Origin of the sequence: Pseudomonas sp. CAN1 (assembly GCF_030462585.1) — a bacterium.
In the GTDB taxonomy this organism is placed as follows: domain Bacteria; phylum Pseudomonadota; class Gammaproteobacteria; order Pseudomonadales; family Pseudomonadaceae; genus Pseudomonas.
On the sequence record NZ_JASMRU010000029.1, the window covers coordinates 42,294 to 63,890 of the forward strand.

At 63.6% G+C, this 21,597-nt stretch carries 17 protein-coding genes; 12 read left to right on the forward strand and 5 right to left on the reverse strand.

What is annotated here, in order from left to right; all coding sequences use genetic code 11:
• Positions 1 to 37: 37 nt before the first annotated feature.
• The 5 genes from QO207_RS25805 (at position 38) to QO207_RS25825 (ending at position 7,011) form a co-directional block, all read left to right on the forward strand.
• Entirely contained in the window at positions 38 to 1,945 is a 1,908-nt protein-coding gene (locus QO207_RS25805) for a di-heme-cytochrome C peroxidase (RefSeq protein WP_301535102.1), read from the forward strand.
• 311 nt (positions 1,946 to 2,256) lie between these two features.
• Positions 2,257 to 3,411, forward strand: coding sequence for a catalase family protein (locus QO207_RS25810; RefSeq protein WP_301535103.1), 1,155 nt, complete (start codon positions 2,257 to 2,259; stop codon positions 3,409 to 3,411).
• Positions 3,412 to 3,494: 83 nt separating this feature from the next.
• Positions 3,495 to 5,777, forward strand: a complete 2,283-nt coding sequence (locus QO207_RS25815; protein WP_301535104.1) for a diguanylate cyclase — start codon at positions 3,495 to 3,497, stop codon at positions 5,775 to 5,777.
• Positions 5,778 to 6,033: 256 nt separating this feature from the next.
• Positions 6,034 to 6,540, forward strand: coding sequence for a BRO family protein (locus QO207_RS25820; protein WP_301535105.1), 507 nt, complete (start codon positions 6,034 to 6,036; stop codon positions 6,538 to 6,540).
• Positions 6,541 to 6,684: 144 nt separating this feature from the next.
• Entirely contained in the window at positions 6,685 to 7,011 is a 327-nt protein-coding gene (locus tag QO207_RS25825) for a hypothetical protein (protein ID WP_301535106.1), read from the forward strand.
• A gap of 324 nt (positions 7,012 to 7,335) precedes the next feature.
• On the opposite strand, the gene QO207_RS25830 is transcribed toward QO207_RS25825, so the two are convergent.
• Positions 7,336 to 7,893, reverse strand: a complete 558-nt coding sequence (locus tag QO207_RS25830; RefSeq protein ID WP_301535107.1) for a hypothetical protein — start codon at positions 7,891 to 7,893, stop codon at positions 7,336 to 7,338.
• A 272-nt stretch (positions 7,894 to 8,165) separates the two neighbouring features.
• Here QO207_RS25830 and QO207_RS25835 point away from each other — a divergent pair, with 272 nt between their 5' ends.
• Positions 8,166 to 9,083: a hypothetical protein gene (locus QO207_RS25835; RefSeq protein ID WP_301535108.1), complete on the forward strand. Its 918-nt coding sequence runs from the start codon at positions 8,166 to 8,168 to the stop codon at positions 9,081 to 9,083.
• Positions 9,084 to 9,463: 380 nt separating this feature from the next.
• On the opposite strand, the gene ppk2 is transcribed toward QO207_RS25835, so the two are convergent.
• The 4 genes from ppk2 to QO207_RS25855 all read right to left on the reverse strand — a co-directional run bounded on the left by ppk2 (position 9,464) and on the right by QO207_RS25855 (position 13,197).
• Positions 9,464 to 10,381: a polyphosphate kinase 2 gene (gene ppk2, locus QO207_RS25840; protein ID WP_301535109.1), complete on the reverse strand. Its 918-nt coding sequence runs from the start codon at positions 10,379 to 10,381 to the stop codon at positions 9,464 to 9,466.
• A gap of 280 nt (positions 10,382 to 10,661) precedes the next feature.
• Positions 10,662 to 11,114 (reverse strand): PaaI family thioesterase, encoded by a 453-nt coding sequence (locus QO207_RS25845; RefSeq protein ID WP_184593448.1) that lies wholly within the window; start codon positions 11,112 to 11,114, stop codon positions 10,662 to 10,664.
• A gap of 145 nt (positions 11,115 to 11,259) precedes the next feature.
• A complete protein-coding gene (locus QO207_RS25850; RefSeq protein WP_301535110.1) occupies positions 11,260 to 11,652 on the reverse strand; it encodes a hypothetical protein in 393 nt (130 codons plus the stop codon).
• Positions 11,653 to 12,072: 420 nt separating this feature from the next.
• The gene (locus tag QO207_RS25855) at positions 12,073 to 13,197 is read right to left on the reverse strand and encodes a M14-type cytosolic carboxypeptidase (protein WP_301535111.1); all 1,125 of its coding nucleotides are present in this window, start codon (positions 13,195 to 13,197) and stop codon (positions 12,073 to 12,075) included.
• Between the two features lie 224 nt (positions 13,198 to 13,421).
• Here QO207_RS25855 and lpdA point away from each other — a divergent pair, with 224 nt between their 5' ends.
• The 6 genes from lpdA to QO207_RS25885 form a co-directional block, all read left to right on the forward strand.
• Positions 13,422 to 14,822: a dihydrolipoyl dehydrogenase gene (lpdA, locus tag QO207_RS25860; RefSeq protein WP_301535112.1), complete on the forward strand. Its 1,401-nt coding sequence runs from the start codon at positions 13,422 to 13,424 to the stop codon at positions 14,820 to 14,822.
• Positions 14,823 to 15,068: 246 nt separating this feature from the next.
• Entirely contained in the window at positions 15,069 to 15,338 is a 270-nt protein-coding gene (locus QO207_RS25865) for a hypothetical protein (protein WP_301535113.1), read from the forward strand.
• Positions 15,339 to 15,654: 316 nt separating this feature from the next.
• Positions 15,655 to 19,338: a PAS domain S-box protein gene (locus QO207_RS25870; RefSeq protein ID WP_301535114.1), complete on the forward strand. Its 3,684-nt coding sequence runs from the start codon at positions 15,655 to 15,657 to the stop codon at positions 19,336 to 19,338.
• The gene (locus tag QO207_RS25875) at positions 19,335 to 20,336 is read left to right on the forward strand and encodes a two-component system response regulator (RefSeq protein ID WP_301535115.1); all 1,002 of its coding nucleotides are present in this window, start codon (positions 19,335 to 19,337) and stop codon (positions 20,334 to 20,336) included. Before QO207_RS25870 ends, QO207_RS25875 begins: the two co-directional genes overlap by 4 nt.
• A gap of 62 nt (positions 20,337 to 20,398) precedes the next feature.
• Positions 20,399 to 20,944: a DUF4256 domain-containing protein gene (locus tag QO207_RS25880; RefSeq protein ID WP_301535116.1), complete on the forward strand. Its 546-nt coding sequence runs from the start codon at positions 20,399 to 20,401 to the stop codon at positions 20,942 to 20,944.
• A gap of 151 nt (positions 20,945 to 21,095) precedes the next feature.
• On the forward strand, positions 21,096 to 21,597 hold a 502-nt coding region (locus QO207_RS25885; RefSeq protein ID WP_301535117.1), incomplete at its 3' end, for an efflux RND transporter periplasmic adaptor subunit.

Here is a 21,597-nt window from a genome sequence, read left to right on the forward strand (position 1 = left end):
GTCCGAATCTTTTCGTACAAATAACAAGGAAGTTTCGATGCGCATTTTCGGACGCGTCCTACTTGCGGTCCTGCTGTTGCTCCTGCTCGTCGGCGGCGTCATCGCCTGGTACATCGCGCATCCCAACCTCCCCGAATACACCAAGCCGGAAAAGATGGTCCACCTGGACCAATGGTCCAAGGCGGATCGCGAGCTCTACTACTACACGCCCCAGGGCACCCAGGTGAAAGGCCTGCGCTACGACTGGTTCACCCATCTGGAACAGCCGTTCTCCAGCGACAAGTTCGCCAGCCCGGAAAACCTCGCGCGCTTCGGCTTCCTCATCGAGCCCGAACAGATCGGCCGCGACGCCGACGACACACTGGCCGCCACGGTTAAGAACCCGGGCAACCTGCCAGTCGGCTTCGCCCGCCACCAGGACGGCGAGACCGGCGCCTGGTACCTCGACATCACCTGCTCCGCCTGCCACACCGGCGAGCTGCGCTACAAAGGCACCGCCGTGCGTATCGACGGCGGCGCAGCCATGCACTCCATTGCCTCCACCGTGCCGACCCTGCGCGGCGGAGCGTTCGGCCAGGCGCTCGGCGCCAGCCTGGCCGCCACCTACTACACGCCGTGGAAGTTCGACCGCTTCGCCAAGGGCGTGCTGGGCGACCGCTATCCCAAGGGCAAGGCCGCGCTCAAGCGCGACGTGCGCAACGTCATCGGCACTCTCGTCGGCACCGCCTGGAACGACACCCACCGCGGCCTCTACCCGACCCTGGAAGGCCCCGGCCGCGCCGACGCCTTCGGGCGCATCGCCAACGGCGTGTTCGGCGACGGTATCGACGCCGCCAACTACCGCGTCGCCAACGCCCCGGTGAACTACCCGCAGCTGTGGGACATCTGGAAATTCGACTGGGTGCAATGGAACGGCTCGGCCATGCAGCCCATGGCCCGCAACATCGGCGAAGCCCTCGGCGTGGGCGCCACCCTGCGCATGTTCGAGAGCGACGGCAAACCGGTGATGGGCGATGAGCGCTACGCCTCCAGTGTGCGCCTGCGCGACCTCTACACCCTCGAAGAAGCCCTCAAGCAGCTCAAGCCGCCGGCCTGGCCGAAGGAAGTCTTCGGCGAGATCGACCTGAAGAAGGCCTCCCAGGGCCGCGCCCTGTTCCAGGCCAACTGCGTCTACTGCCACGGCCCGCACGTGAAGGAGCCCGGCGCCGCGGACTACATCGCCCCGGCCCGCGTGCCCGAGTGGCGCATGAAGATGGTCCCCACCAGCGAGATCGGCACCGACCCCACCACCGCCGACAACATCGCCGACCACACCTTCGACGTGCGCTCGCTGAAGTGGAACCCCGAAGAACTGAAGAACATGAACGTGCGCCTCTACCCCAAGAGCGACGAACCGCTGGACCTGTCGAAGATCTCCGCCGCCAAGGGCCTGGCCTATGTCACCGCGTTCGTCGAGCAGCGCGGCTACCGTGACGCCCACGTCAGCCCCGAGCAGCAGAAGGAAATGAACGGCTACGGCCTCGACATCGGCGTACGCGAACTGCGCGCCTACAAGGCCCGCCCGCTGGACGGCATCTGGGCGACCCCGCCGTTCCTGCACAACGGCTCGGTGCCCAACCTGTTCCAGATGCTCTCCCCGGTGGCCGAGCGCGACAGCCAGTTCTGGGTCGGCAGCTTCGAGTACGACCCGAAATTCGCCGGCTACCGCAGCGAGCGCTTCCCCGGCGGCTTCCTCTACAAGACCAGCGTCACCGGCAACAGCAACCGCGGCCACGAATTCCGCGACGGCTGCCGCCAGGACGGCGTCATCGGCCGCGCCCTGTCGCCGGAAGAACGCTGGGCGCTGGTGGAATACCTCAAAGTGCTGGGCAACCCCGAGTACGAAACCCGCCTCGACCCGAACGTACCCACCCCGCCGTGGACGCCGGGGCCGAAGTGCGAGTGAGCCGCTGTTCTTCGTAGGAGCGAGCTTGCTCGCGAACAGATCCCCCGACAGCTCCGGCGCTGGGCGGGTTCGCGAGCAAGCTCGCTCCTACAGACAAGCCTTGCTCCGCAGCACCATCGAAACGCCAATCCAGTCCCCTCTCCCTTCGGAGCGGGGCGCGTAGCCAGGGTTAGGAAGAGGGAAACACCCACCACCACTCCCTCCCCGCAACACCGATCCGCCAAGCAGTCCCCTCTCCCCAGAGAGAGGGTCAGGGAGAGGGAAGCTCCTGGGGTCCCCTCCATAAAAAGAACACGAAAGGACCCCGTGCCATGCAATCCCTGCTAACCCGCATCTGGCTCTTCCTCGGCAAATGGCTCGGCCGTCTGCTGCTCGCCATCGCCGCCATCGGCCTGTTCGGCTGGGGCATCGGCAGCCTCTACTACGCGTGGAAATTCTCCGGCCCGGTCTCCGCCCAGGAAGAAATCCCGCCGGGCGAAGCCCAGCTCACCCAGGCCATCATCGAAGACGCCGTGCGCATCGTCGAACAGCACCGCGACAACACCCGCGTATTGCGTGACGCCCACGCCAAGGCCCACGGCTGCGTGAAGGCCGAAGTCACAGTCGCTGGCGACCTCGCCCCCGGCCTGCGCCAGGGCGTGTTCGCCGAACCGGGGCACAAATGGGAGGCCATGGTCCGCTTCTCCAACGGCAACGCGTACCCACAGTTCGACAGCGCTCGCGACGCCCGCGGCATGGCCATCAAACTGCTCGACGTGCCCGGCGCCAAGCTGATGCCCGGCAAGGGCCACGACACCGAACAGGACTTCGTCATGTTCAACCACCCGGTGTTCTTCGTCCGCGACGTCGCCGAATACCGGCAGAACTTCGCTGCCCAGGCCAGCGGCCAGAAGGTCGCCGCGTTCTTCCCCAGCTGGAAGCCCAGCACCTGGGAAATCCGCCACCTGGTCATCGCCCTGCAGACCCTCGCCCCCGCCCCGGACAGCCCCCTGCAGGCCGGCTACAACGGCATCGCCCCCTACAAGCTGGGCGACGCCAACAACATCAAGTACCGCGTCATCCCACTGAGTGAAGGCTGCCCGGCCTACCAGTTGCCCAAGCTCAACGAGAAACTGCCGAACTTCCTGCGCACCGCCATGTACCAGCAACTTTCGGTCGACCGCGTCCCCGCCTGCTTCGCCCTGCAAGTGCAGAAACAGGACCCGAGCAAGTACATGCCCATCGAAGACGTCAGCGTCGAATGGAGCGAGAAGGACGCCCCCTTCCAGACCGTCGCCACCGTCAGCATCCCACCCCAGGACTTCGACAGCCGCGAGCAGAACCTCGCCTGCGACAACCTCTCCTACAACCCCTGGCACGCCCTCCCCGAACACCGCCCGATTGGCGGCATCAACCGACTGCGCAAGGCGGTTTATGAGGCGGTGAGTGTTTATCGGCATGAGCGCAATGGGGTGGGCGGCAAGTAGGCACGCTACGAGCCAATCGTCGCCGGATAAATATTACCACCTAAAAAAGTTTTAACCGTGCATAAAAAACGGACCCACAAACCATGAAGATAGACAGACTTGTATCCCTATATGAAGAATTAAAGATAGAACTAGAGCCCGACGGAATAGACATTTTTCTATATTACTACCACAACGAGTTATGGAACGACATAACCAGCTCCCCCGTAAACGCACAGACAACTATCAACCTTCAAAAATCAAAACAAGAAGAAATCTCCCTACATACCTCCAGCAGCTATAGTGCGTGGTTTTATCTTGAGGACGTCGACGCCACAGTAAGACTGAGATTCAACAAATCCCCACAAAAGGGCACTCGACTGAGGTATAGGAATAAAATACTCAGAATCAAGGAGAACTCTACCAACGCATATAGAGTAGCCCATCACCATCTAACAAATTTATTAGCAAAAGACGCTTTCAAGGAAAAGCTCAGCGATGCACTTAAAGAGGTCAACCAAGACTCTAGCAACAAGTCCGACACACAAGAAATAAATCTACCCAAAACCCTTGCCATCCTGGCATTGGACATTGATCACTTCAAACAAATAAATGACACTTGGGGACATCTCTACGGCGATCAAGTTCTCAAAACATTCGGAATGCGACTAGAGGCTTGCGCCAACAAAATAAAAGACGGCCTCAGCGCCCCGCTCTCAATCCACTTAGGTCACCCATCAGGTGAAGAGTTCCTAATACTGATCCTCGCCAGAGCCACAAGGGAGACATTTATAGAGTGGGGCAATGAATTTCGGTTATGCATCTGCGAGCAGATCCTGCCGCTTGAGGATGAATGGACAATCCTATCCTCATCTGAAAATCTCAGCACAATAATTCCCCCTCCCATCCCAGAAAGAAGAGTAAGCACCAGTATAGGCTTAACCATTCATAGTAACACTTCAAAATCAGAGTCCATCACAGATATCTCATCCACACTATTAGATAGAGCGGATACTGCTCTATACCGAGCCAAGGCATCAGGGCGAAATCAGGTAATAGCCTACGATGACATTCTTTCAACTTGCGGCCGCGTGCTTGAGCAAGACCAGAACGCCAGAATAATTGCAATTGATATAGGTGCAAATGTAGGCGTATCTCTCGGCCAAGAATTCAAAGTATATCTTCCAACCTTCTCAGGAACGAGAAGCTTCATCATAAATGACGGGAGAACCACTCGCACCCTTGGCCTTTACCCTAGAGTGGAAAGTGCAAGGATAGTTGTTTTCGACGTGCAGGCTGAAATTTCTTTCGCATACATATCGTCTCCAGAGGATACAGAAAAGAGCATAGAGAGAGAGTCTCATCTTGAAGCAATACCTGCAGGCAGCATCGGACACTTACTCCCGAACGCATCGAGATACTTCCCTGCAGCCCCCGACTCTCTTAGCAGCGGCGGCCTCCAAGCAGCGCAAAATTTTCTAGACTCACTAATTGAGCAGAAGAGAGAGCCCTACTCCGCTGTAATAAGATTTTCAAACGAACAGGAATACATAAAAAAATACGGCACAGCTGCATTAAACATTGCACTTGCCAAACTGTATAGATCAGCGCAAATAAAGTTTCACACCACACAAAAGACAGAAATACTGGATAGAGGATCAATATGTATCATTGGTCCAAACCAATCCTACAACGAGCCATTTATATCAAGCTTTGCAGATGAATTTGCAAATGAATTCCCTGAAACAGGGACAGTCGCCGGAGTTTTTTCCGAGCAAGACAGAGCCGGACTGGAAGCCGAAATAAAGACTGAAATTGCAGCAACCAACTCAATAGAGTATTCAAGATTTGCAGCATCCGAACTGGGAAGATCAGAAGCAACTAGGATCCGCCATTTTTCTCATGACACTGCAACAAGCGTTCTTCAGGCACTAAGACTCTCAAGATCCTTTGAAACAGCGTACGCCGATTACGAACACCTTATACTACTTGGCATTAAATCTGCCGCGACTGAGAACCTAGCCGCCCTTATTTCTGATGGACTAGGAAAATACAAGCAAGCCTACAGCCACTATAAAAATGCTTACAACATGGAACCAGACAATTTAATAATCAAAGGCAACTACGGAATAACATTACTATACTTCAACGAAATAGATGCAGCCATCAACCTATTTAACACACTAACTTCAGAGGACATTCGAGACATTCACGAACTTCACCCTCTCGCTTTCGTAGCATATGCGCAAGCACTTGCGAAAGCAAAAATACAAGGATCATCAAACTTTAACGAAACCAAATTTCTTGTTCTTGCAAAGGACGCCATTTTATTACCACAAGCAAAGGAACATCCAGAAATTCAAGAAGCTTTAAGTATGCGAGCTTGACTTATACATGTAGCGTAAGTAGCTTGCCGCACTGCCCGCACGCGCGGGCCGGGTTTAGCAGCCCGTTTCAGAGCATCGGTAACGCCATAGCGATTCCCGGCGAGTTCGTTCGCCTTGAATTTGCCGCTATGACGGGCCGTGTGGGGAGACCTTCGGGTCTGCCGGTGCTCTGCCGGTCTGCTAACCCTGCACGGTTCCGTCACCACCGATTAGCAGCGGGATGACGGTCTTTGACTTCAGAGCAAGGACTTACTCCATGGACGATTTACCCTTACCCACCCCACTCCCCTTCCTCCGTAACCGCCGCACCCTGCGCGCCCTGCTGATCGACGATCAGGTCTGGTTCATCCTCTCCGACTTCTGCCGCGTGACCGGCTATACGCACGAAGACCGCCTGGCCATGCGCCTGGCGGACGACCAGATTCGCCAGGAGCGGCTGCTGACCGAAGACGGCCTGGAACTCGATTACGTGCTGCTGAGCGAATCCGCCGTGTACCAGGCGATGGTGCTGTTCAACGTGCCGGACTATGGCGCGCTGCGGCGCTGGATCAGCGGCACGGTGGTGCCGCAGGTGCGCAGCCAGTTCAACGCCAGCGGCCCGCGCCACGTGGAGCTGCAATTCGAACGGCAATGCCTGCGGGTGCTGGATTGGCAGGATGATCTCTGGGTGCGCTTCGGCGACCTGCCCCGCGTACTGAGCGGCCGCTCGCCCCTCGCCGGGCGCAGCGGCTGGCGCGGTTGGGCGAAAAGGTTGCGGACGTAGGGCGCATAACGCGGCACGCGTTATCCGCCGTTTGGCCGGACACCGAACCACAATGGCGCGAGGCAGGGCGTACAACCGCGTACGGTTGTACGCCCTGCCCTGTCCTGCCACGCTTGCCTGGTCTACAGGGAAAGCGAGTTGGCCATGCAGCAGTGGTTTGTAACGGAGTTGCTATGGCTGCTGATACCAGCGGCCATCTGGTACGCAGCCAAAGCCATACGATCAAGCGGGCGCGAAGCAAATCAAGTGGCGCTCTATGCAGAGATTGAACGTCAGTTGGCGCAGCGTCCGCTTTCGGCCTTGATCGAGGAAGACGGTCATCAATTCCGTGCATCCCTCTCGAGCGCCGGCAGCGCACTGACCTTGTCGCTGGACGGTGCGGACGCCCGGCATGTGGATCTCACCTCATTGGCCGAGGTGGATGCCTATCTTCTCGCCCACACCAGCTTCCGTCTGGGCGACTTTCACTGATTGCTAGCTCAATGCCTTGAGCCTGAGCGTCGATTCGGCAAGAACCCCGGAAGCATGGCGCGGCGGTTGTAGGCCATACGAGGCCACCGGGAAATGCCGTTCGTAGGATGGCGTGGAGCGCAGCGATACCCATCAATGCCTGCGCGCCAACAGCATGGGTATCGCTGCGCTCCACCCATCCTACTGGTGCGTCAGGGCCGGACCCGGCGTCGTGAAGTCAGGTCGTAGGGCGGATAACGCGGCACGCGTTATCCGCCGTGGCGGTGTGGCGGCGGATAACCGCTTCACGGTTATTCGCCCTGCAGAAGCCGCAGTACGGTGGCGTCAGAGCGTGCCGGCCAGCTTGAGCAGGGTCATGATCAGCCCGCCGATGGTCATGAAGGACGCGAGCAGTGTGCCGAGGATCAGCGGGACGACGCCGGCCGGCGAGACGTAGGGCGTCACTTCCAGCAGGAAGCCGGGGCGGATGTGCTGCGGGGTCAGGCAGGTGATCCGGTAGTCGCCGGGCTCGCTGCAGTGGAATTCGCCCAGGGGATTGCTGGAGTTGCCGCCCATGTCGCTGCGGCGCACGGTGAAGACGTTGAAGCGGCTGTACGCCTGGTAGGGCACGGGCTTGTCGGTGGCACAGGCGGTGATGGCGAAATCGGCGTTGAAGTGGGCGGTACCGGTGACGACAGTGAACGGCGGGAAGACGATGTTGACCACGTAGCGCCCCGGCTGCGGCAGTGACACCACTTCCGAGCGGGCGGGGTCGGCCCAGCGGTAGCGGACGTCGGGTGCGATCACCCGGCGCAGCCCGCCGATGCAGCGGATCAGCAGGTAGCCGCCGAGCAGCATCACCAGCGGTGCGCTCCACAGCAGGGTCAAGGGGTCGAGGCTCATGGCGTGGCGTCCTGCGTGGGTTGAAGGTAGGCACCGTGGCGGCGCCGTCTTCCGCCATGCTGCATGCGGCCGGCATGGCGAAGGGAGCACGGCGCGGCAGTCATGCAATCTGCCAAGGCGCAAAACGGCCGATCTTGCAGGCTGCATGGCGGCAGCTCGATCAGCTTTTGCAAGCCGTTGATAAGGCTGACTTTATTATTTTGTAACATTTGGCACAACGGCTGCAGCAGCTCTCATCGAGGTTTCCACCCTCTCGCCACGGAGCAGCCAAGATGATGACAACCACTGATGCCTACGCAGCCACTGCCGTGGATACCGCCGACCATTCGGGGGTGTCCTGGGCGGCGGTGTTCGCCGGGGCCGCTGGAGCGGCGGCGCTGTCCCTGATCCTGATTCTCCTGGGCTTCGGCCTGGGCTTTTCCGCGGTGTCGCCCTGGCCGGGCGATGGCGCGACGTTGAAACAGATGGGGATATCCACCGTCATCTGGCTGATGCTGACGCAGATTCTCGCTTCCGGCCTGGGCGGCTACGTCGCCGGGCGCCTGCGGGTGCGCTGGGCCAGTCTGCATGACGACGAGGTGTATTTCCGCGATACCGCCCATGGCTTCCTCGCCTGGGCCGTGGCCACGCTGGTGACGGCCACGCTGGTGGTGGGCTCGGTGAGCAGTATCGTCGGCGGCGGCCTGCAGGCCAGTGCTTCGGCGGCCACCAGCGCTGCCGCCGCGGCGGGTTCGACCCACGGCGCCAACCGTTCCAATGATGGCTCGGGCTACTTCATCGACATGCTGTTCCGCGACAACCGTCCGGTGGCGGTGAGCGATGACGCAGCCCATGCCATCGCCACTCGCATCTTCGTGCGCAGCCTCGCCGAAGGTCAGCTCAATGCGGACGACCGCACCTACCTCGCCCGCGTGGTGGCGCAGCGTACCGAGATCAGCCAGGCGGAAGCCGAGCAGCGCATCGACCAGGTATTCGGCGCCGCGCAGCAGGCCAAGCTGAAGGCCCAGCAGGCCGCCGACACCGCGCGCAAGGTGGCCGCCGGCTCGGCACTGTGGATGTTCGTCGCGCTGCTGTGCGGTGCGTTCTTCGCCAGCTTCCTGGCCATCCACGGCGGCCGCCGTCGCGATGCGGTGGTGCTGGTGAACCGCACGCCCGCACACGTCTCGTCCCATTCCCGTCCCGCCCACTGACTGGAGGCACACCATGCGCTCGATTCTTCTGTACTTCCTCGGCGTACCGATCCCGATCATCATCCTGATCGCGCTGTTCTGGCACTGATTGCGGCCAGTTGCGCAGCAAAAAGCCGCCCTTCGGGGCGGCTTTTTTGTGGCGGGAGGGGTTCGGAGGTGAGGCGGGTTCGCGAGCAAGCTCGCTCCTACGAAGAGCATGGCTGCGACTGTAGGAGCGAGCTTGCTCGCGAACCGAGGTGATGGGCCGCTCCGGAATTACAGGCAGAGCCTCGAACGTAGGATGGGTGGAGCGCAGCGATACCCATCGATTGCTCCGCGCAAGGTCAGCATGGGTATCGCTGCGCTCCACCCATCCTACAAAAGTTGTCCGCGGCGGCGGCTCAGTAGACTTCCGGCACCTGCAGCTCCGACGGTGTGGGATGCCGGCGGTAGCCTTCGTGGCGTTGCCGCTCGGGCAAATCGACAGCAGGCTGTTGCACTTCCTGGTAGGGAATCTGGCTCAACAGGTGGCTGATGCAGTTGAGCCGCGCGCGCTTCTTGTCGTCGGCCTGGACGATCCACCAGGGCGCTTCGGCGATGTGGGTGCGTTCGAGCATGGTTTCCTTGGCCTTGGTGTAGGACTCCCAGCGGCGGCGGGATTCCAGGTCCATCGGGCTGAGCTTCCACTGCTTGAGCGGGTCGTGGATGCGGCTGAGGAAGCGGTAGTGCTGTTCCTCGTCGGAGATCGAGAACCAGTACTTGAGCACCTGCACGCCGGAGCGCACGAGCATGCGTTCGAACTCGGGCACGCTGCGGAAGAATTCCTCGTACTGGGCGTCGGTGCAGAAGCCCATGACCCGCTCAACACCGGCGCGGTTGTACCAGCTGCGGTCGAACAGGACGATCTCCCCCGCCGCCGGCAGGTGCGAGACGTAGCGCTGGAAGTACCACTGGGTGCGTTCGCGGTCGTTCGGCGCGGGCAGCGCGGCAACCCGGCAGACGCGCGGGTTGAGGCGCTGGGTGATGCGCTTGATCACCCCGCCCTTGCCGGCGGCATCGCGCCCTTCGAAGAGGATGACCACCTTGTGGCCGGTCTTTACCACCCAGTTCTGCAGCTTGACCAGCTCGGCCTGCAGGCTGAACAGGGTGTGGAAGTAACGCTGGCGCGCCAGGCGTTCCTCATGGGTCTGCAGGCTGCCGTGGCGCAGCCCTTCGAAGTCGTAGAGTTCGTCGAACAGTTCGAGTTCGAGCTCTTCGTCGCGGTCATCCAGCAGGTCGCGCTGGACGCGTCGTGGGAAGTTCTTGTCATCGAGCAGCATGGTGGTTTGCCTTGTGCCGTCACTGGCTCAGTCACATCGCGTGACACTTTCATGACAGAAAAATGTAGTCATGCTTTGTGACGAATTCATGACAGCCAGTGAAAGAAATTTCTTACAAAGCCCGTGCTAGAGCGTTCCTCGATAGGACACCCGATGAATTAAGAAGGTCTTAACGGCGCCAGCGCACCGATGAATGGGGCTGCCAGCAAGGCGATATCAGCGCAGGGAAACGGCCGCGAATTTCCGTCCACGGCCGCTAACAGGAGGGGAACGGAACGGGTCAGGCGTCGGCCAGCGGGCGCGGCTTGTTGACGTACTTGAAGGTGCCGCTGGAAGTGGCCACCACCACGCCCTGGCTGTTGCGCAACTCGCCCTCGCAGAAGGCGATGGAGCGGGTGTGGTGCTGGACCTTGCCGTGGGCTTCGAGGATTTCCCCCGCTTCGCCGCCGGGGCGCAGGAAGTTGGTCTTCATCTCCACGGTCACCACGCCGCGATAGGCTTCGTCGGCATCGCTGGCGCTCAGGGCCATGGCAACGTCGAGCAGGGTCATGATCAGCCCGCCGTGGGCGTTGGCCCAGCCATTGAGGAAGTGCGGCTCGATCCGTACCACCAGGCAGCCCGGCCCTTTGCCATCGGCGGCGGGGGCATGGCGGAACTGCAGGTGGTCGAGCATGGGGATGGCGACGCCACGGTGGGCGGTGTAGAGCTTGAGCTGGTCGATATCGAGGGGCATGGGCTTTCCTGGCTTACGGGTGGGGCCAGGCGATGTTCCCCGCTCCGGCCGTCGAATCGCAAGCCCGGCGCTGCGTCATGCATGGCGGGAATGCCTGCCGATTGCAGCGTGCGCGCCGGCAGGCGGCGCCCCTCGCGGCGGGTAGTCAGCGCGACTTGCGCACGCCGTCCTTCTTCACCACCTGCTTTTCCAGGGCCTGGACGAACAGTTCCTCGACCAGCAGCGACTGGATCGGCGCCTGGGTTTCCAGCGACAGACTCATGGATTCGAGCTTCTGGTTCACCCCCAGGCGGGCGATGCCGCACAGGAGGATGCGCTGGGCGCCGTGCAGGGTGCCCTTGTCGACCAGCACTTCGCGTGGCTTGTCGCCGTCCAGGTAGCTGACCTTGAGGACGATGGGGGTGGCAGCGCGCACGGCGAGGTTGAGCCAGGTCGCGATGTTGAATTCGACGACCCAGCCCAGGCCCGTCTTCTTTGCCGCGGCCTCGCGGAGCAAATGAGTGGGGACCGGCCCCAGGGGGGTGCTGTGGTTTTCCATGGGCGACTTCTACTGCTGACTGGCGACTGCGGATAGAGCGAAATGCACTAAGCGGATAGGTCGATTTTATGTGAAGCAGTTCAAGTTTTCAGTCTGTTTTTTGTAAGACAACGGCTACTGGGTAAGCCCGAAGTTACAGAAGCCGACCGCTCTGGGATGCCGCTTCCCGCAGGGAAAGGGATGAAGGAAGCGCAGCGGAGGCTCCGGGATACGGAATACAGTCCGACGAAGTGGATTAGCGGGGGATTAACGCGGTGCGAGGCCGGACCGGCGGTGGCCGGTTCAGGCCCGCAGGGGCTGAGCGGGACACGGGGAGTTGACCTGTAGGAGCGAGCTTGCTCGCGAACCGCCCAGCGAAGGTGCTGCCGGATATCTCGTTCGCGAGCAAGCTCGCTCCTACAAAAAGCGGGTCATTCCGAATCAGCCACGCAACTCGTCCACCAGGCTCGCCACCGTCACCAGCACCGCGCCGGCCAGCGCCTTGGAGCGCGCCCCGTTCCATCCGGTGCGGGCGTTGGGCGAGAGGTTGTGGTCCTTGAACGGCATTTCCAGGGTCAGCGACAGGCAGTCGTAGGTGCGGCCGACGTGGTTGCAGGCCAGGGTGAGGTTGGCCTTGCCGGGGGCGTTCTTCGGGTAGCCATGCACGCTCTGGAATTCGCCGTTGGCCTCCAGGCGTTCGCGGAACAGGCTTTCCAGGCGATCCAGGCGCGGGGTGTATTCCGGGTTGCCTTCGCAGCCGGCGGCGAACACGAAGGGGATTTCCTCGTCGCCGTGCACGTCGAGGAACAAGTCCGCGCCGTACTGGGCCATCTGCTGCTGGACGAACAGCACCTCCGGGCTTTCCTCGGCGCTGGGCGCGGCCCAGGCGCGGTTGAGGTCCTTGCCGGCGGCGTTGGTGCGCAGGTGGCCGTGGAAGGCACCGTCCGGGTTCATGTTCGGCACCAGGTAGAAGTCGGCGCGCTGCAGCAGGCGCTGGATGTCCGCATCCCCCGATTGCAGGCGCTCGATGAGACCTTCCATGAACCATTCGGCCATGTGCTCGCCGGGGTGCTGCTGGGCGATCAGCCAGATCTTCCTTGCGCCCGCCGCACCCTTGCCGATGCGCAACAGGGGCAGTTCGCGGCCTTCGAGGCTGTGGCCGGTGGCGAGCAGCTCGGCACCGTTGGCCTGGGCGCGCTGCACCAGCTCGGCGTGCCGTGCGCGGCTGTAAGGCTCGAAGTAGGCGAACCAGGCCTGGGGCTGCTCGGCGTCGAGGCTGAAGTGCAGGCCGTTGGAGTCGTAGGTGCTGGGCACACGGAACCACTCGCGCTGATCGTAGGACGCCACCGCGTTGTAGCCCGGCCAACCGCCGGTGTAGCTGGAGCCGGGGGTGTTGGTCAGGCTGAACTGGTACTGCTGGCCGGGTTCGAGGCCCTCGGCCTTGAAGTGGAACCACTGGAAGTGCGGGCTTCTGGTGTCCGGGCGCAGCGCCAGGCGCACGTGGCGCGGGTCGCTGGCGTCGATGAGCTGGATGTTGCCGCTGTCGAAATCGCAGTCGATCTTCATGAATTCTCCGTAGGCGCACGAACCTGGGGCGCCAAAGCCCTGCATTTTCGCCCTCCCCGCCGCGCCTGTCATGTGCCGGCCACTTGCCCGGGCAAATATATTATGTATGTAATATAAATCAGGTAACGGATTGCCGGGGCTCTGCGCTGGCCATCCCGCGACCACCGACTAACCTCGTTTCACCCTTTTCCTACTGCCCGTTTCCCAACTGAGGAGAACACTGCATGAGCGCTTACGATGTGATCGTCATTGGCGGCGGCCCCGGTGGCTATAACGCTGCGATTCGCGCCGGCCAGCTGGGCCTGAAGGTGGCCTGCGTCGAGGGCCGCGAAACCCTCGGCGGCACCTGCCTGAACGTCGGCTGCATGCCGTCCAAGGCGCTGCTGCACGCCTCCGAGCTGTATGAAGCGGCGGCCGGCGGCGAGTTCGCCAACCTCGGCATCCAGGTCAAGCCCAAGCTCGACCTGGCGCAGATGATGAAGCAGAAGGCCGAGAGCGTGACCGCGCTGACCAAGGGCGTCGAATTCCTGTTCCGCAAGAACAAGGTGGACTGGGTCAAGGGCTGGGGCCGCATCGACGGGCCGGGCAAGGTCGAGGTGAGCGCCGCCGATGGCAGCAAGAGCACGCTGACCGCCAAGGACATCATCATCGCCACCGGCTCCGAGCCCTCGCCGCTGCCGGGCGTCGAGGTCGACAACAAACGCATCCTCGACTCCACCGGCGCACTGTCCATCCCCGAGGTGCCCAAGCACCTGGTGGTGATCGGTGCCGGCGTCATCGGCCTGGAACTGGGCTCGGTGTGGCGCCGCCTGGGCGCGGAGGTCACGGTGATCGAGTACCTCGACCGCATCTGCCCCGGCATGGACCTGGAAACCGCCAAGACCTTCCAGCGTGCGCTGACCAAGCAGGGCATGAGCTTCAAGCTCGGCTCTAAGGTCACCCAGGCCAAGCTCAGCGGCAAGCAGGTGACCCTGAGCGTGGAACCGGCCGCCGGCGGCGCGGCGGAGACAATAGAGGCCGATTACGTGCTGCTCGCCATCGGCCGCCGCCCCTACACCCAGGGCCTCGGCCTGGAAAGCGTGGGCCTGGCCACCGACAAGCGCGGCATGCTGGAGAACCACGAGCACCGCAGCAGCGTGCCGGGCATCTGGGTGATTGGCGACGTGACCTCCGGCCCGATGCTCGCGCACAAGGCCGAGGACGAGGCCATCTCCTGCGTCGAGCTGATCGCCGGCAAGGCTGGGGAAGTGAACTACGACGTCATCCCCAGCGTGATCTACACCCACCCGGAAGTCGCCACCGTGGGCAGGACCGAGGAGCAGCTCAAGGCCGAGGGCCGCGCCTACAAGGTGGGCAAGTTCCCCTTCAGCGCCAACAGCCGGGCGAAGATCAACCACGAGACCGAAGGCTTCGTGAAGGTGCTGGCGGACGAGCGCAGCGACGAAATCCTCGGCGTGCACATGATCGGCCCGAACGTCGGCGACATGATCGCGGAGTACTGCGTGGCCATGGAATTCCGCGGCGCCGCCGAGGACATCGCGCGTACCTGCCACCCGCACCCGACGCGTTCCGAGGCGCTGCGCCAGGCGGCGATGAACGTCGACGGCTGGGCCATGCAGGCCTGACCGCTGATCGAGCCTGACGAACGGTATATGCGGCGCGATGGCGCACCCCAGAGCGCCCTGCAGGCCACGGATGACGGGGCCTGCAGGATTTTCAGCGGATTAAATTGCGACTACTTTGTGTACAAACGCGACATGGGCTGTGACTTTCTTCGGGTCTGAAAACATCAATTGCGTGAACGAACACGAAAGTGGATGAACCGCTTTCGCCACCTTCGCAATGGATTACCACGCAGAGAGATCACAACCATGCATGCGACTCTTCGTTTCAACGAGGCTCTGCTGATCACCGGACGAGCCTTCCAACCCTTCAATTGCGTCACCTGGGTTGACCAGGGGGGCGACGGCAGCCTCGACCTGTCCGTCCTCGATCGTACCGGTGCTCGACTGCTGGGCCTCACCCGCATTCCCAGCTCCGCCTACTCCGACCCGGAGCAGCTCGAAGGCCTGCTGAACCAGGCCCGCGACGAGCTCAACCGGGAAGGCCACCGTCTGCAGGAATGGCACATGCCTGCCTGATCCGCAGTTCGGCACCACCCGAAAAGCCCGGCCCCGCGCCGGGCTTTTCCGTTGTACTGCCAGCCGTCGGCAGCCGCTCAATTTCCCGCCCTCCCCGCCGATAGAAGCTTGTCGGGTGCCTCACCTGCTGGATCGATTCAGCTTCGTTTCCGAAAACGCGCCGCCCACTCGTCCGATTCCCGTTCTGCGGGCCGATTTTCGCGTGAGCAGCGACCGACAATGATGGCAATTTGAAGTCATCCTGTGCTCTGCTTTGCACCGACTACCCAGTCACGTCATCCACCGGGCCTTCGGCACGCAGTACGGTCAACGTTCAATGCTCGATCTGCAGCGCTACTTCTACACGGGCGACACGCCTTCCCTGCTGGTCTTCGGCGAGCACAACGATGTGCTGGTGCTGCTCTCCATCCTCATCGCCATTTTCACCTCGACCATGGCCCTGCAACTGGCGGGCGTGGCGCGGATGTCGCGTAACCGCTTCTATCGCCAGCTGGCTATTGGTACCGGCGCGGTGGCGCTGGGCGGCGGCGTCTGGTCGATGCACTTCATCGGCATGTTGTCCTTCCAGCTCTGCGCCTCGGTGCGCTACGACCCGGTGGTCACCCTGCTGTCCAGCCTGCCGAGCCTGTTCGCCTCGTGGATCGCCCTGAACCTGCTGGCCCAGCGCAACGTCAGCAAGCTGCAGTTCATCGGCGGCGGCGTGCTGGTCGGCGCCGGCATCGGCGCCATGCACTACAGCGGCATGGCAGCGATGCAGATGGCACCGTTGCTGCGCTACGACCCGCAGATGTTCGCCCTGTCGATCATCGTTGCCGTGGTGCTGGCGATCGTCGCGCTATGGGTTCGCTTCGGCCTGCGCGGGCACATGCGGCCGAACCTGGCGATCCTGGTCAGCGGTGCGGTGATGGGCCTGGCGGTCGCCGGCATGCACTACACCGGGATGGCCGCCGCGCGCTTCGTCGGCACGGAAGAGTTCGGCATGCCCCAGGGCGTGCAGGGCAGCTTCTACCTGGCGCTGGCGATATCCATGGCGACCATCAGCCTGAGCATCTGCGTGGCGGCGGTGAACGGCCTGCTGCGCTATCGCCAGTTGTTCCAGGAACTGGAGCGGCGGCGCAAGCACCTCGATTCGCTGCTCGACGCTGCCGTCGAGGCGATCCTCACCATCGACCACAGCGGCGTGATCCGCTCGGTCAACCACGCCGTGCTGCGCCTGTTCGGCTGGCACCCCCACGAGCTGGTCGGCCAGTCCATGCAGGTGCTGATGAACGAGGCCTACGGCCACCAGTTCCGCCTGGCGCTGGAGAACTACAAGCGCAGCGGCCAGCGCCAGTTCACCAGCTCGGAGCTGGAGCTCGAAGGCCTGACCCGCGACGGCCGCGAGTTCCCAGTGCGGGTCAGCCTGGGCGTCACCGATCACAACGGCAAGCCGTGGTTCGTCGTGTTCGTCGCCGACATCAGCGAGCGCCGCGAGATGGAGCAGGCCCTGCGCACCAGCGAGGAACAGTACCGCTCGCTGATCCGCAACATGCCCGGCATCGCCTTCCGCGTCCTCCCGGACGCCGGCTGGAGCACCCTGTTCGTCAGCGAGGCGGTCGAGGCCGTCACCGGCTGGTCGGCGCAGGATTTCATCGACCGGCGCATCACCTTCGGCGATCTGTACCACCCCGATGACCAACCGGCGGTGAACGAGGAAGTCCGCCGCGCCATCGCCGAGCGCCGCAGCTACGTCGTCGAGTACCGCATGTTCGACCGCAGCGGCGCCGAGCACTGGATCTGGGAAGGCGGCAGCGCCTGCTACGACGAGGCCGGTACCCCGCAGTGGATCGACGGCGTGCTGCTCGACCACACCGAAACCAAGCTGCTGAGCAACGAGTACGAAGGCAAGTTCACCGCCATCGGCCGCGCCATGGCGCTGATCGAGTTCGACCTGGACGGCCGCGTCCTGGCCGCCAACGAGCACTTCCTCGAACTCTTCGGCTACCGCGAGGACGAGCTGCTCGGCCAGCACCACAGCCTGTTCTGCCCGCCCGGCTACGCCAACAGCGAGGAATACCAGGCGTTCTGGCAGGAGCTGCGCAAGGGCGAGTTCAGCGTCGGCGAATACCGCCGCCTGGCCAAGGACGGGCGCGAAGTGTGGATTCATGCCACCTACAACCCCATCCTGGATTTCGACGGCAAGCCGGTGAAGGTGGTGAAACTGGCCACCGACCTGACCCCGCGCCGGGTCATGGAGCAGGAGCTGCGCAGCGCCCGCGACCGCGCCGAGCAGGCCGCCGCCGCGCGCAGCAGCTTCCTCGCCAACATGAGTCACGAAATCCGTACGCCGATGAACGCCATCATGGGCTTCACCGAGCTGCTGCTGGATTCGCCGCTGGAACCGAACCAGCGCCGCCACCTGAACACCGTGCAGAGCGCCTCGCGCTCGCTGCTGGGGCTGCTCAACGACATCCTCGATACCGCCAAGCTCGACCGCGGCGCCATCGAGCTGGAAGCCATCGATTTCTCCCTGCCGGAGCTGTGCGAACAGGTCTGCGCAGCGCTGCGGCTGTCCGCCGAGCGCAAGGGCCTGAACCTGCTGATCGACTACGGCCAGCGCGCCGGCGAGTACTTCCGCGGCGACCCGCTGCGCCTGCAGCAGGTGCTGACCAACCTGCTGGGCAACGCGGTGAAGTTCACCGAGCGCGGCGAAGTGCGCCTGGTGATCACGGGCGAACCGGGCGCCCTGCGCCTGGCCATCCGCGACACCGGTATCGGCATCGCCGCCGACCGCCTGGAGCGCATCTTCGATCCCTTCGCCCAGGCCGACGCCTCCATGAGCCGGCGCTTCGGCGGCACCGGGCTGGGCACCACYATCTCGCGCCAGCTGGTGGAACTGATGGGCGGCCGCCTCAGCGTGGAAAGCCAGGTCGGCCAGGGCAGCGTGTTCACCGTCGACCTGCCGCTGCCGGCCGGCCACAGCGTGCAACCGACCACCCGCAGCCACGCGCCGAGCCTGCCGCCGCTGCGCATCCTGGTGGCGGATGACGTGCCGCAGAACGTCGAGCTGCTGGAACTCAACCTGCGCCGCCTCGGCCACCAGCCGCACAGCGTCGGCGACGGGCAGGCCGCGGTGGACGCCTACAGCGTCCAGGCCTTCGACCTGATCCTGATGGACGTGCAGATGCCCGGCATGGATGGCCTGGAAGCCACCCGGCGCATCCGCGCCATCGAACAGCAGCGCGGCGCGGCGGCGGTGCCGATCATTGCCCTCACCGCCAGCGTGCTCGACCGCGACCGGCAGAACGCCCTCGATTCCGGTATGAACGGCTTCGCCAGCAAGCCGCTGGAACTCAACGGCCTGCTTGACGAGATTGCCCGCCTGCTCGGCACCGCACCCGCCGCGCCTGGGAAGAAGGCTGCCGCGCCGGCAACGCTGGCAACCCTCGACTGGACCGCCGGCTCGCACCTGTGGGGCGGGCCGCTGCCCATGGCGCGGGCCATCGTGCGCTTCCTCGATGAGCAGGAAGGCAGCTTCGTTACCCTCGAACAGGCCGTCGACAGCGGCGACCGCACCGCCATCACCGCCCTCGCCCACCGCCTGCGCGGCGCCGCCGCCAACCTAGCGTTGCCGCGCCTGGCCGGGGCCATCGGCGCGCTGGAAAGCGCAGCGGATCATGGCAGCGCCGAACAGCTGGGCACCGCCCTGGACCGCGCCCGCGCCGAGTTCGTCATCGTCCGCGAGTCGGTGCCACTGGTGCCCGAGGCGATTACCGAAACGGTCGGCCAGCTGGTCGGCGTGGCGGCCTCCGAAGACCTGCGCGAAGCGCTGCAAGCCCTGGAACTGGCGCTGTCCCGCGGCGGCCTGGACGACGCTGCGCTGGAGCGCCTGCGCGCCGGCACGGCCGTGGGCGAGCACCGCGACGCCTTCGCCTCGCTGAACCTGGCCATCGACGATTTCGACTTCGACCAGGCCCTGCACTGGGTCCGCACCCTCGGCCACCGTCTGGAGCAAGCATGAACCTGAGCGCCCAAGATCATCGCCCCTGCCTGCTGCTGGTGGACGACGAAGCCACCAACCTCCAGGTGCTGCGCCACATCCTCCAGGACGACTACCGCCTGCTGTTCGCCAAGGACGGCGACAAGGCGCTGGAGCTGGCCAACCGCGAGCGCCCCGACCTGGTCCTGCTGGACGTGATGATGCCCGGCATGACCGGCTTCGAGGTGTGCCAGCGGTTCAAGGCCGAGCAGGCCACGCGCGGCATCCCGGTGATCTTCGTCACCGCCCTGACGGACGTGCCGGACGAGGCCAAGGGCTTCGAGGTCGGCGCGGTGGACTACATCACCAAGCCGGTGAGCCCGCCCATCGTCAAGGCGCGGGTGCGCACGCACCTGTCGCTGGTGCGCGTGGAGGAGCTGCGCGAGACCCGCCTGCAGATCGTCCAGCGCCTGGGCAAGGCCTCGGAATACAAGGACAACGAGACGGGCCTGCACGTCATCCGCATGAGCCACTACGCGCAGATTCTCGCCCGTGCCGCCGGCTTCGCCGAGAAGGCCGCCGACGACCTGCTCAACGCTGCGCCCATGCACGACGTGGGCAAGATCGGCATCCCCGACGCCATCCTGCAGAAGCCGGGACGCCTGGAAGAGGATGAATGGGCGGTGATGCGCCAGCACCCGGAGATCGGCGCGCGGATCATCGGCGAGCATGATTCGCCGCTGCTGACCCTGGCCCGCAGCATCGCCCTCACCCACCACGAACGCTGGGACGGCACCGGCTACCCCAACGGCCTGCGCGGCGAGGAGATTCCCGTGGAAGGCCGCATCGTCGCCATCGCCGACGTGTTCGACGCGCTGACCAGCGTGCGCCCCTACAAGCCGGCGTGGAGCGTCGAGGACGCAGTGGAGCTGCTGCGCCGGGAGAAAGGCAGCCAGTTCGATCCCGAGCTGGTGGAGCTGTTCCTCGGTTGCCTGCCCGACATCCTCGCCGTACGCGAGCGCTGGGCCGACGCCGGCTGAGCGGCGGCCCGCGCAATTCCTGCTTTACTCTCTGACCTTCACCCCTGCCGAGAGTAAGCAAGATGAATGCGAAACAGCACGACACCCTGCTGGCGACCCTGCAGGCGCGCTTCGAGCAGCACCCCGAACGCCACCAGGGCATCGACTGGGCCGACGTCCAGGCGCGCCTAACGGCCGCTCCGGCCAAGCTCAAGGCCCTGGCGCAGATGGAAGACACCGGCGGCGAACCCGACGTGGTCGGCCGCGAAAGCGCCAGCGGCGCCATCCTGTTCTTCGACTGCTCTGCCGAAACCCCAGCCGGCCGCCGCAGCCTGTGCTACGACCGCGAGGCGCTGGACGCGCGCAAGAAGGACAAGCCCGCCGGCTGCGCCACCGAGCTGGCCGCGCAGATCGGCATCGAGCTGCTCGACGAGACGCAGTACCGCCAGTTGCAGGAGCTGGGCAGCTTCGACCAGAAGACTTCCAGTTGGCTGCGCACCCCCGGTTCCATGCGCAAGCTGGACGGCGCCCTGTTCGGCGACCGCCGCTACGAGCGGGCCTTCACCTACCACAACGGTGTGCAGTCGTATTACGCCGCGCGGGGCTTCCGTGGCGTGCTGAAGGTTTGACGGTCGACTCGTTGTAGGTCGTTTCTGAACGATTCCTGTACCGCCGCTGAACTTTCCCAGGGCCGCCTGGTAGCCCTTGATGTATGTCAGGCGGGCTTTTCCGGTGGGCGCGCAGCCTTGTCGCATCCCACTCGATGACGAGGAATCTTCCGTGAAAACCCCCGCCTGCCTTCTGCTCGCCAGCCTGCTCGTCGGTTGCGGCCCGAGTCCCTCGGCGCCCGTCGACAGCGTGCGCCCGGTGAAGCTCTACAGCGTGCCCGCCGCGGCCGCCGAAGGTGTGCGTCAGTTCCCCGGCCAGCTGGTGGCCTCGGATGAAGTCGACCTGTCCTTCCGCCTCGCCGGGCATCTCAAGACCCTGGCGGTGAAGACCGGCCAGCGCGTGGAGCGCGGCCAGCTGATCGCCGAACTGGACGATGCCGACCTGCGCCTGCGCCTGCGTGATCGCGAAGCCACCTTCAACCTGGCCCGCGCCCAGTACCAGCGCGTCGCCACGCTCAACGAGCGGCAACTGGTGGCACGCGCCGAACTGGACCAGCGCAAGGCCCAGCTGGACTCCGCCGAGGCCGCGTTGAAGCTGGCCCGCCAGGAACTCGGCTATGCGCGCCTGACCGCGCCGTTCGAGGGCGTCATCGCCCAGCTTCCGGTGCAGAACC